The 11,405-nt window shown below is 67.7% G+C and carries 13 protein-coding genes; all 13 read right to left on the bottom strand.

The genetic code is table 11. The features are described from left to right. Positions 1-317 precede the first annotated feature (317 nt). Positions 318-1,448, bottom strand: a complete 1,131-nt coding sequence (locus tag ABIC51_RS25200; protein WP_027788761.1) for a porin — start codon at positions 1,446-1,448, stop codon at positions 318-320. Positions 1,449-1,729: 281 nt separating this feature from the next. Next, the gene (locus ABIC51_RS25195) at positions 1,730-2,407 is read right to left on the bottom strand and encodes a response regulator (protein WP_027788760.1); all 678 of its coding nucleotides are present in this window, start codon (positions 2,405-2,407) and stop codon (positions 1,730-1,732) included. Positions 2,408-2,419: 12 nt separating this feature from the next. Beyond that, positions 2,420-3,787 (bottom strand): sensor histidine kinase, encoded by a 1,368-nt coding sequence (locus tag ABIC51_RS25190; protein ID WP_175900479.1) that lies wholly within the window; start codon positions 3,785-3,787, stop codon positions 2,420-2,422. A gap of 88 nt (positions 3,788-3,875) precedes the next feature. Then, positions 3,876-4,733 (bottom strand): ABC transporter permease, encoded by an 858-nt coding sequence (locus ABIC51_RS25185; protein ID WP_088611334.1) that lies wholly within the window; start codon positions 4,731-4,733, stop codon positions 3,876-3,878. 47 nt (positions 4,734-4,780) lie between these two features. Beyond that, entirely contained in the window at positions 4,781-5,578 is a 798-nt protein-coding gene (locus ABIC51_RS25180; protein ID WP_027788757.1) for an ABC transporter ATP-binding protein, read from the bottom strand. A gap of 121 nt (positions 5,579-5,699) precedes the next feature. After that, complete coding sequence (locus ABIC51_RS25175; RefSeq protein ID WP_175900427.1) at positions 5,700-6,704, bottom strand: ABC transporter substrate-binding protein; 1,005 nt, start codon at positions 6,702-6,704, stop codon at positions 5,700-5,702. Between the two features lie 166 nt (positions 6,705-6,870). Further along, positions 6,871-7,653, bottom strand: coding sequence for a flagellar biosynthetic protein FliR (gene fliR, locus ABIC51_RS25170; RefSeq protein WP_027788755.1), 783 nt, complete (start codon positions 7,651-7,653; stop codon positions 6,871-6,873). 25 nt (positions 7,654-7,678) lie between these two features. Beyond that, positions 7,679-7,951 carry a flagellar biosynthesis protein FliQ gene (gene fliQ, locus ABIC51_RS25165; RefSeq protein WP_021162238.1) on the bottom strand — a complete coding sequence of 91 codons (273 nt, stop codon included), beginning with the start codon at positions 7,949-7,951 and terminating at the stop codon, positions 7,679-7,681. 19 nt (positions 7,952-7,970) lie between these two features. Next, positions 7,971-8,732 (bottom strand): flagellar type III secretion system pore protein FliP, encoded by a 762-nt coding sequence (gene fliP / locus ABIC51_RS25160; protein WP_027788754.1) that lies wholly within the window; start codon positions 8,730-8,732, stop codon positions 7,971-7,973. A gap of 36 nt (positions 8,733-8,768) precedes the next feature. Further along, a complete protein-coding gene (gene fliO, locus ABIC51_RS25155; protein ID WP_175900424.1) occupies positions 8,769-9,341 on the bottom strand; it encodes a flagellar biosynthetic protein FliO in 573 nt (190 codons plus the stop codon). After that, on the bottom strand, positions 9,338-9,829 hold the full coding sequence (fliN, locus tag ABIC51_RS25150) for a flagellar motor switch protein FliN (protein ID WP_021162235.1): 492 nt from the start codon (positions 9,827-9,829) through the stop codon (positions 9,338-9,340). Before fliN ends, fliO begins: the two co-directional genes overlap by 4 nt. Then, on the bottom strand, positions 9,822-10,820 hold the full coding sequence (gene fliM / locus ABIC51_RS25145; RefSeq protein ID WP_027788752.1) for a flagellar motor switch protein FliM: 999 nt from the start codon (positions 10,818-10,820) through the stop codon (positions 9,822-9,824). Before fliM ends, fliN begins: the two co-directional genes overlap by 8 nt. Before the next feature lie 22 nt (positions 10,821-10,842). Beyond that, positions 10,843-11,379 carry a flagellar basal body-associated protein FliL gene (gene fliL / locus ABIC51_RS25140; protein WP_049097223.1) on the bottom strand — a complete coding sequence of 179 codons (537 nt, stop codon included), beginning with the start codon at positions 11,377-11,379 and terminating at the stop codon, positions 10,843-10,845. Between the last annotated feature and the right edge of the window lie 26 nt (positions 11,380-11,405).

The raw sequence follows: 11,405 nt of genomic DNA, 5'->3' as shown, positions 1-11,405 counted from the left end.
GCGCTCACGGCACCGGCGGCAATGGCCACCCGGGCAAACCCGAAACGCTAGCGAGTCGGTCGGCGCAGGTCAAGCGCCGATGTGGGCCGAACGTACGTGCATCGGCCGCGATCGCCCGCCGGACGGGCCGCAAGCGGATTCGGGCCCGTTGTCGCCCGGACCGGCCGTCGGCCGCTGCGCGGGCGTCCGGCGGCAGTCCGGAAAGGACGAAAAAAGGGCACGGTCGGCGCAAAGCGCCGGCGTGCCCGCATGGAGAATCCCGGACGGAAGGTACGGCGGGGCCCGATGGGCCCCGCACCGGATGGCCGGCCCCGAGATCAGAAACGCGTACGGATGCCCGAAGTCAGTTCGAGCTGGTTCTTCGCGCCGAACGTCGACGCCGCCGTGTAGCCGCCATGCAGCTTCATGTAGTCGCCGGCCAGGTACACCTCGGTGCGCTTGCTCAGGTGGTAGAACACCGACCCGTAGATCGTCTCCTTGAAGCCGTTGGCGACGCCGTTGGTCAGGCTGAACGCGCCGAGGTTCGCGTTCGGCGTGAAGCCGTCCGCGTTGTTCGCGGCGTTCTTGACGCGCATCTGCTGGTAGCCGAGCTCGTAGTCGAGCGCGCCCTTCGGCGCGATCTTCATCGACACCGTCCACGAATCGTCGTGGCGCTGGCCGAGCGAGCCCTGGTCGCCGTTGTAGCGGAAGTAGCCGGCATTCAGGCGCACGATGTCGAACGTGTAGTTGCCGCCGACCGAGAACGTCTGGTTCCTGAAGCCGCCGTGGTTCACGTGGTTGTAGAAGCCCGACACGTTGAACGGGCCGCCGTTGTAGCCGAGCGCGACCTGGTACGCGGAGCCGGTCGCGAACTGCGTCGAGTTGCTGAACTGGTAGCCGGCGCTCGCGAAGATGCCGTTGCCGAACAGCTTCTTCCACGCGATGCCGTTGTTGTAGCGCGTGCCGGTCGGGCCGGCCGCGTAGAAGATCATCTGCTTGAAGTTGTTCGAGTTGGTCCAGCCGCCTTCCTCGGTCGACAGCCTCGCGGAACCGTACGCATCGCCGTAGATCGCCGCCGAGTCGCGCGCGATCGTGTTCTGGAAGCCGGCCGTCAGCTTGCCGAAGCGCTCGTCCTCGACGCCGACCCATGCGTCGCGGTCGAAGATCTGGCCTTCGTCTTCCATCTGGCCGTTCGCGACCACGAATTCGCTTTCGAGGCGGAAGATGATCTTCGTGCCGCCGCCGATGTCTTCGGCGCCTCGCAGGCCCCAGCGGCTGCCGCTGAACCACGGCTCGCCTTCGTTGCCCATCCCGATCACATGCTTGCCGTTCGCGTCGGCGTGGGTCCGGTAGGTCGGAAAGCTCAGGTCCATCAGGCCGTAGAGCTGCACGCTCGACTGCGCTTGCGCGTGGGTGCCGGCGCACAGGCCTGCCGCCGCGATGGAAAGGGCAAGGGTTTTTCGTTTCAAGATCGTCTCCTCCGAGCTGCCGCATTGAAATCTGTTCGTTGGCAGTACGCAATGTATGCCGGATGTTGACGGCCACAGCGAGGGGGCCGACATCTCGCATCGTAGAGGGGGCAATCCTTCACGCCGCTTTCCCGGACTCGGGAATCGGATCGGTGAAAACACCGAACGCGCAACGATCACGGCGCGGGCGCGCGTGCACAAGCGGGCCTGCTGGGCATCCGGCTGGCCTGGTCAACCTTTCGTGCTACGAATCGACGTCCGGTGCGGCGGGTGCGTGCCCGTCAGTCGTGCGCGCTCTTCATGCGCAGGATGTAACCCAGCCCGCGCAGCGTGATGATCTCGGCCGTGCTGCCCGCGAGATGCTTGCGCAGCCTGTGAATATAGATGTCGATCGCGTCGGCGCTCGGCTCGTCGTCGAGCGCGAACACGCTGTCCATCAGCCGCGCCTTCGATACCGTCTTGTTCTGCTGCAGCATCAGCGTCTCGAGGATCGCGTGCTCGCGGCGGCGCAGCGCGAGCACCGTTTCGCCGCAGCGGAATTCGCGCGTGCCGAACGCATAGACGAGATCGCCGCACACGAGCTGCGTCGTGCCGACGCCGGCCTGCCGGCGGATCAGCGCGCGAATCCGCGCAACCAGCTCGCGCGACTCGAATGGCTTCACGACGTAATCGTCGGCGCCCGCGCCGAAGCAGTCGACCTTGTCGTCGACCGAGCCGTGCGCGGTCAGCATCAGAACCGGCACGTTGTCGTTGCGCCGCCGCAGCCGCGCGAGCACTTCCTTGCCGCTGATGCCGGGCAGCCGCATGTCGAGCAGCACCGCGTCGTAGCGTTCGGTCTTCAGCACCGTGTCCGCGCGTTCGCCGTCGCCGACGCTGTCGACCGCGAAATCCTCGCCGCGCAGCAGGTTCACGATCCAGTGCGCGAGTTCGGCGTTGTCTTCGACCAGCAGGAGTTTCATGACGACATCTCTTCAATCGTAGGCGGGCAGCCGTACGGTTACGACAATACCGCGATTGCCGGGCCCCGGCGCAAGCGACACGCTGCCGCCGTGCGCCTGCGCGATCTCGCGGACGATCGCGAGCCCGAGGCCCGAGCCCTCGGTGTCGGCCGACACGCGGTAGAAGCGCTTGAACACGTGCGGCCGCGCCTCGGCTGGAATGCCGGGGCCGTTGTCGATCACGTCGAGCACGATCGCGTCGCCGTCGCGGCGTGCGGCCACCGTCACGCAGCCGCCGGGCTGCGTGTAGCGCACCGCGTTGTCGACGAGGTTCATCACCAGCGCGGTCAGCAGGCTGTCGCTGCCCGCGACGTCGAGCCGCTCGCCGAGATCGGCGCCGAGATCGATATTGCGCCGCTGCGCGAGCACGATCGTTTCCTCGAGCACGCTCGATACCACGGCCGCGAGATCGACGCGCTGGGTCAGCAGCGTCGACGGCGTGGCCTCCGCATGCGCGAGCAGCAGCAGCTTGTCGGTCACGTCGGCCATCTTGCGGCTGCTGCGCTGCATGCTGTCGAGCACCGACGCGAGCTCCGGATCGTCGTGCCCGCGCCGCTGCGCGTACTGGATCTGCGTGTCGAGCACCGCGATCGGCGTGCGCAACTGGTGTGCGGCATCCGCGATGAAGCGGCGCTGCGTGGCCGTATGCATGTTCAGGCGCGCGATGCACTGGTTGATCGCATCGACGATCGGCCGCAGCTCGTTCTGCAGCCGCTCGGGGCGGATCGGCTCCAGCTCCATCGGCCCGCGGTCGGCCACGTCGTCCTTCAGCTTCATCAGCGGGCGCATCTCGAAGGTGAGGCCGAGGTACACGAGCCCCATCGCGAGCATCAGCATCAGCGACAGGCGCACGAGCTGCGGCCGCCAGATCGTGGCGACCATCGCGCGATGCGAGCGCGTCGTCTTCGCGACGACCACCGTGACCGTCTCGACCTGCCCTTCGTCGTACAGCTGGCGATCGTAGGCCACCGCGCGCAGCGGCACGCCGTCGAGCGACGTGTCGTACAGCGTCGGCTCGACGCCGTGCCGCGCGGGCACGTCGAGTGCCGGCGTGCCCGCGAGCAGGCGGTCGTGCCCGTCGATCACCTTGTAGAACACCGAATCGCGCGACGGCGATTCGAAGATCTCCAGCGCGGCCGGCGGCACGTCGGCGACCGGCAGCCCGTTGCGCCATTCGACGTCCTCGCCGATCGTGCGCGCGGATGCGACGAGCGCGCTGTCCTGCACGAGCGCGGCCGTGGTCCGCGCGGTGTCGTACGACATCGCGCCCGCGATCAGCACGAACACCGCGAGCGGCAGCAGCAGCCACCACAGCAATCGCCCGCGCAGGCTGTGCGCCATCCTGTTGCGCTCCTTCTCCGGAATGCCGAACCGCGCCGGGAGCGCCGGCGCGGTCGGAAGTGTCATGTCAGGTGTGCGCCGGCGGCGTTCAGAACGCCGCGGGCCGCCACTTCAGCAGCCGCTTCTCGAGCCAGGTCAGCAGGTAGTCGGCGGCCAGCGCGACCACGGCCAGCACGATCATCGCCGCGAACACGCCGCTCGCGTTGAACGCGCCCTGGGCGGTGGAGATTAGCAAACCGATGCCCTGCTTGGAACCCAGGAATTCGCCGACGACCGCGCCGACCAGCGCGAAACCGAAGCTCACGTGCAGGCTCGCGAGAATCCACGAGAGCGCGGACGGGATCACGACCGACGTGGTGATCTGCCGGCGCGACGCGCCGAGGATCTGCGCGTTCGCGATCAGGTAGCGGTCGGCTTCGCGCACGCCCTGGAACGCGTTGCCGAACACGACGAAGAACACCATCACGACGGCCAGCGCGATCTTCGACGCCATCCCGAGGCCGAGCGCGATCACGAAGATCGAGCCGAGCACGACGCGCGGAATCGAGTTCGCGATCTGGATGTACAGGCCGAACACATCGGCCATCAGCTTGTTGCGGCCGAGCACGATCCCGCAGATCACGCCGGCCACCGAGCCGATCAGGAAGCCGATCGTGGTTTCCTCGAGCGTCACCCACACCTGCGTGAGCAGCGGCCCTTGCGACGTGCCGTTGACGAACCAGTCCTGGATCTGCGCGAAGATCAGCGTCGGCTGCGAGAAGAAGAACGGGTCGATCCACTTGAGCCGCGCGGCGAGTTCCCAGCCGCCGAGCACGACGACGAGCACCGCGATCCGCAGGCCGATGATCAGTTGCCGGCGGCGGCGCAGCCGGGTTTGCGCGGCGCGCGACTCGTCGTCGAGCGACTTCGCCGGGATGGCGGTGGGGGGAAGCGTCATGTCGGTCATGCTCCTGTCCTTGCTGTCCTTGCTGTCCTTGCCGTGCGGCGTATGCGTCAGCCGATCTGCACTTCTTCGCGCAGGTCGTGCCAGATGTCCTTGGAAATTTCGATGAAGCGCGTGTCGTAGCGGATTTCCGACGTGACGCGCGGGCGCGGCAGGTCGATCTCGTACACGCGCTTGAGCGTCGCGGGGCGCGCGGTCAGCACGAACACGCGGTCGGCGAGCGCGATCGCCTCCTCGAGATCGTGCGTGACGAACACGACCGAGCCCTTGTTCGCGGACCAGAGCTGCAGCAGCTCGTCCTGCATCAGCGTGCGCGTCTGCATGTCGAGCGCGGAGAACGGCTCGTCCATCAGCAGGATTTCCGGCTGGTTGATGAAGGTCTGCGCGAGCGCGACGCGCTTCCTCATCCCGCCGGAGAGCTGGTGCGGGTAGTGCTTCGTGAACTTGTCGAGGCCGACCTTGCGGATCCATTCCTCGGCCTGTGCATACGCGACGTCCTTCGAGCGGCCGCGAAACAGCGGGCCCGCCGCGACGTTGTCGATCACGTTGCGCCACGGGAACACCGCGTCGGCCTGGAACACGAAGCCGATGCGCGGATCGATCCCGTCGACCGGGCGGCCCATCACGCGCACTTCGCCCGACGCGGGCTTGAGCAGCCCGGTGATCAGGTTCAGCGTCGTCGACTTGCCGCACCCGGTCGGCCCGACGATCGCGATGAACTCGCCGCGCGCGACGCTCATGCTGAAGTCGCGCAGCGCGACGGTGGCCTTGCCTTCCGGCGAAATGAAGCGGCACGACACGTTGCGAAACTCGATCGCCGGTGTGCTCGGGGAGACTGCCTGGTTCATCGCATTCGTCCTGCGGGTGAGGAGGGCGCCGCATCGTGGCGACGCCGGGCCGGTCAACCGGGCCGGAACGGGGCACGCAAGGCGGCGGGATCGCCGCCGCCCGCGCCGCTTTCGGGATCGATCACTTCGCGTTCACGAAATCGTTCGTGTAGGTGCGCGCCAGGTCGATATGCTTGCCCTTCACCGACGGGTTGAACGCCGACAACACCTTCAGCACGGTGGCCGGGCCGTCGGCCGGCATCTTGCCGTCGGCGGTGTACATCGGCAGCGACGCCTTCAGCGCGCTCACGTACAGCCCCTTGTCCTTCTGATAGTCGGCCGGCATCTTCGCGGCGATTTCCTCGGCGCTGTGCGTGTGGATGAACTGCATCGTCTTCGCGAACGCATGCGCCAGTCTGGTCGCCTGCGCCTTGTGCGAATCGGCCCAGGCCGACTGCACGTACAGGCTCGCGGCCGGATAGGTGCCGCCGAGCGCCGCGCGCGTGCCTTCCAGCGTGCGCAGGTCGACCAGCACCTTCGCGTCGCCCATCTTCTCGAGCGCGGATACCGTCGGTTCGGTCGTCATGCCGGCGTCGATGCGGCCCTGCTTGATCGCGGCGATGAAGCTCGCGTCGGCGCCGACCGGCAGCATCGTGTACTGCGTCGACGGCACGCCGTGCTGCAGCGCGAGATATTGCGTGAGGAAGCTGGTCGACGAGCCGAGGCCCGTCACGCCGAGCGTCTTGCCCTTCGAATCGGCCATCGACTTGAAGGTCGGCGCGGCCTTGGTCGACACCATCTCGACTTCGCCCGGCACCTGGCCGAACACGGCGATCGCCTTCACGTCCTTGCCCTTGCTCTGCAGGTCGATCGTGTGGTCGTAGAAGCCGACGACGCCCTGCACGGCGCCCGCGAGCAGCTCGTTTTCCGCGTCGACGCCAGCCGGCTGCGACAGCAGCTCGACGTCGAGCCCTTCGTCCTTGAAGTAGCCGAGTTCCTGCGTGAGCCGCGCGGGCAAGTAGATGAGCTTCGCGATCCCGCCGACCATGATCGTGATCTTGCCGCCGTCGTCGGCGAAGGCGGGGTGAGCGGCAAGCGCGCAGCTCAGGCTGGCTGCCACGGCGAGGGTGCGCAGGATGGGTCGCATCGGGTTGTCTCCGTTCGTTGTATTCGTCAGGCGCGATGCTTGCTGCATCGTTGCGACGAGTATAGGGACGTGAAACCTTCCGCAACCTTTCGCGGGACAGTGGAACCTTTAGGGGTTTTCCAGCAACGGGGGGCCGGAACAGGCGGCCGACGGGGGCGGGATGCGCTCAGCGCCAGCCGGTCAACACCCTTCCCATCGCATCGAGCCCCATGTCGAACAGGTGCGACACGAACGGCACGAGGTTCGGCACCATCAGCTGCACGAGCAACAGCCCGACGAGCATCGTGACGGGAAAGCCGATCTGGAACACGCCGATCTGCGGTGCCGCGCGGTTCAGGATGCCGAGCGCGAGGTTCGTGATCAGGAGCGCCGCGACCACCGGCAGCGAGAGCAGCAGCCCCATCTCGAATACCGTCGTGCCGAACGCGGCGAGCGTGCGCCAGCCGGGCGCGTGCAGCAGGTCGGCCGACACCGGCAGCGACTGGAACGACGCGGTGAGCGCGGCGAACACCTGCAGGTGGCCGTCCACCGCGAGGAACGCGAGCATCGCGACCGCGTTCAGGAAGCGGCCCATCACGGGCGTCGCGCCGCTCGTGTGCGGATCGAAGAAGGTGGCGAAGCCGAGCCCCATCGACAACCCGATGAAGTCGCCGGCCGCCTCGACGGCCGCGAACACGATCTGCATCGTGAAGCCCATCGCGGCGCCGATCAGGAACTGCGTGACGAGGATCCAGATGCCCTGCGCGGAAAACACGGTGACGTCCGGCATCGCGCCGAGCGTCGGCGCGACGACCAGCGCCATGAACGCGGCCAGGCCGATCTTCACGCGCGCGGGCACCGATGCGTGGCCCACGACGGGCGCGGTCGCGACGAGCGCAAGCATCCGCACGAACGGCCACAGAAACGCCGTGAGCCAGCCGTTGAGCTGCGCGTAGGTAACCGAGAACATCGCCGCCGGATCGTGCGCGCGCGGCTCAGCCGACGCCGAGCGTCGCGACGTGCAGCAGCGTCTGCCGCAGGTAGTCGAGCATCGTCGTCATCATCCACGGGCCGGCGATCACGAGCGTCGCGGCGACCGCGAGCAGCTTCGGGATGAACGACAGCGTCGCTTCGTTGATCTGCGTCGCGGCCTGGAACAGGCTCACGACGAGGCCGACCGCGAGCGCGACCAGCAGCAGCGGGGCGGAGAGCAGCAGGCCGACCATCATGGCCTGGTGCGCGAGGGTCATCACCTGTTCGGGCGTCATCGTGCGTTTCCTCCGCGGCTTACGTGAAGCTCTGCGCGAGCGAGCCGATCAGCAGCTGCCAGCCGTCGACCAGCACGAACAGCATCAGCTTGAACGGCAGCGACACGGTGGACGGCGACACCATCATCATCCCCATCGACATCAGCACGCTCGCGACGACCATGTCGATGATCAGGAACGGGATGAAGACCGTGAAGCCGATCTGGAAGCCGGTCTTCAGCTCGCTCGTGACGAACGCGGGCACCAGCAGCGACAGCGGAACGTCTTCCGGGCCCTGCATCGGCGCGGCCTTCGAGATCTTCGCGAACAGCGCGAGATCGGTCTCGCGGGTCTGCTTCAGCATGAAGGTCTTGAACGGCGCGACGCCGCGCTGCACGGCCTGCTCCATCGGCATCGAGCCGTCGGAAAACGGCTTGTAGCCGTCGTTGTAGGCCCGGTCGAGCACCGGCGACATCACGAAGAAGGTGAGGAACATCGCGAGGCCGACGAGCACCTGGTTCGGCGGCGTCGTCGCGGTGCCGAGCGCCTGGCGCAGCAGCGACAGCACGATGATGATGCGCGTGAAGCTCGTCATCATCAGCAGCATCGCCGGCAGGAACGACAGCATCGTGAGCAGCAGCATCGTCTGCACGCTCAGCGAATAGGTGGTGCCGCCGTGCGGGCCCGGGCTCGCGTTGAACGCGGGCAGGCCGTTCGCCTGCGCGCACGCGAGCGCGGGGGCGAGGCAGAGGATCAGCACGGGCGCGAAGCGCGCCGCGCGATGCAGGAATGCGTGTTTCATCGAAATGCGGGGTCGGAAAGAGGGCGCGGCGCCATGTCAGCGGTCCTTGCCGCGACCGAGGCGCTTCGCGGCTTCGCCCGCGAGCGCGTCGCGAAACCGCGAGCCGAACGTGCCGGGCAGGCCGCCTTCGGACGGTGCGGTGCCGGAAGGTGCACCGGTCGAGGCGGTCGTCGCGCCGGCCGCCGCCGAACCGGCCGGCAGCGCATGCAGCAGTCGCACGTTGCCCGGCGCGACGCCGAGCACGAGCCAGGTGTCGCCGATCTCGACGATCGTCGCGCTTTCCTTGGCGCCCACCGCGACGCTCGACACGACCTTCAGCGGGCCGCCGCGGCGCACGTGCTGGAAGCCGAAGCGGCGCGCGAGCCACGCGCACGCGAACACGAGACCGATCACGACCGCGAGCCCGACGAGGGTCTGCAGCACCGCGCCGATGCCCAGCGACGGCGCGGCCGAACCGACGGTCACGCTCGACGCGATCGCCCCGGCGTTGTTCACCGCGTTCATGTCGGCGGCACCGGCCGGTGCGCACGCGAGCGACGCCGCGATGGCCGCGACAGCCGCCACCGCGCTCGCGACGCGCGCACGGCGGCCGGGCTTCGCCACGTTCATCGATTCAGCTTCCGGATGCGTTCGGCCGGCGTGATGATGTCGGTCAGGCGGATGCCGAACTTGTCGTTGACGACCACCACCTCGCCCTGCGCGATCAGGCAGCCGTTCACGAGCACGTCCATCGGCTCGCCGGCCATGCCGTCCAGCTCGACGACCGAACCCTGCGCGAGCTGCAGCAGGTTGCGGATCGCGATCTTCGTGCGGCCGAGCTCCACGGTCATCTTGACCGGGATGTCGAGGATCATCTCGATGTCGTTGTGCGTCGAGCTGGCCGCGGCCTTCGACAGCGGCTGGAACACGCCGGCGCCCGTCGCGCCCGGCTGCACCGGCTGCTGGTTCTGCTCGGCGAGCGCGGCGGCCCAGTCGTCCATGCCCGGATCTTCCTCCGCTGCGGCCGGCGCCGCCTGCGCGGCGGCGGCCGAGGCCGCGAGGGCCGCGTCGGCCATCGCTTGCGCGTCGTCCTCGGGCGTCTGGTTCAGCTCACTCATATCCACCTTCCTTCATCGAGTCGCCCGCGCTGATCATCTTCTGCACGCGCAACGCATATTGACCATTGAAAATTCCGTAGCCGCATTCCATCACCGGCACGCCGTCGACCTTCGCGGTGATCGTGTCCTCGATCTCCAGCGGCAGCACGTCGCCCGCGCGCAGGTTCAGGATCTTCTCGAAGGTCGACGAGATCTCGGCGAGATTCGCGGTCAGCTCGACCTCGGCGGCCTGCACCTGCTGCGACAGCACGCGCACCCAGCGGCGGTCGACTTCGAGCGCCTCGCCCTGGATCGGCGATGCGAGCACGTCGCGGATCGGCTCGACCATCGAGTACGGCATGCAGATGTGCAGCGTGCCGCCCGTCGGCCCGAACTCGATCGAGAACTGCGTGACGATCACGATCTCGTTCGGCGTCGCGACGTTCGCGAACTGCGTGTGCATCTCCGAGCGCACGAATTCGAACTGCAGCGGCCGCACGCTCTTCCACGCGGTCGTGTAGTGCTCGAACACGAGGTTCAGCAGCTTGCCGATGATCCGCTGCTCGGTGGCCGTGAAATCGCGGCCCTCGACGCGCGTGTGGAAGCGCCCGTCGCCGCCGAACAGGTTGTCGACGACGAAGAACACGAGGTTCGGGTCGAACACGAACAGCGACGTGCCGCGCAGCGGCTTCACGTGCACGAGGTTCAGGTTCGTCGGGATCGGCAGGTTGCGGGTGAACTCGCTGTACTTCTGCACCTTCACCTGGCTGACGGAGATTTCCGCCGTGCGCCGCATGAAGTTGAAGATGCCGATCCGCAACAGGCGCGCGAAGCGGTCGTTGATGATCTCGAGGCCGGGCATCCGGCCGCGGACGATCCGCTCCTGCGTCGCGATGTTGTAGGGGCGGACGCCCGACGTGTCGCGCTGCTCGTCGACTGCATCGGTTTCGCCCGTGACGCCCTTGAGGAGGGCATCGACCTCCTCCTGGGACATGAACTCCTGGTGGCCCATACGCGCTCCTTTCGCGGCCGCGTTACTGGACGACGAATTCGGTGAACAGCACGTCGTCGACCTTCGCGCGCTGGTTGCCCGGCTGCGTCGGCTGCTCGATCAGTTCCCGCAGTTCCTTCGCGAGCGAACGTTTGCCGTCCGGCGTCGCCAGATCCTCGGGATGCTTGTTCGACAGCGCGAGCAGGATCCGGCTGCGGATCTCGGGCATCCGCGCGGTCAGCTGCTCCTGCGCCTTCGGGTCGGTGAGCTTCAGCGACAGGCCGACGCGCAGGTAGTGCTGCGCGCCGTCGTCGGACTGCAGGTTCACGGTCAGCGGGTCGAGCGGGAAGAACACCGGCGCGGCCAGCGGCGCCGGCTCGGCGGGCGCGCTCGCATGGCCGACGCCTTCCTTGCTCAGGAACACGTACATGCCGCCGGCTGCGGCGGCCGCCGCGCCCAGCGCGATGACGGCGATGAGCGCGATGCGCTTGAACTTGCCGGACGAAGCCGGCTTGTCGGCGGTCGGGTTTGCGGTCGTGGAGGCCATGTGGATGCGTGCGTGATGTCTCGTAGCATGCATTGTTCGGCATCCGGGCCGAGCCTGAT

The sequence above is a fragment of the Burkholderia sp. 572 genome (assembly GCF_040545135.1).
Lineage (GTDB): Bacteria > Pseudomonadota > Gammaproteobacteria > Burkholderiales > Burkholderiaceae > Burkholderia > Burkholderia cepacia.
This window is presented reverse-complemented; position numbering and strand designations above follow the sequence as displayed.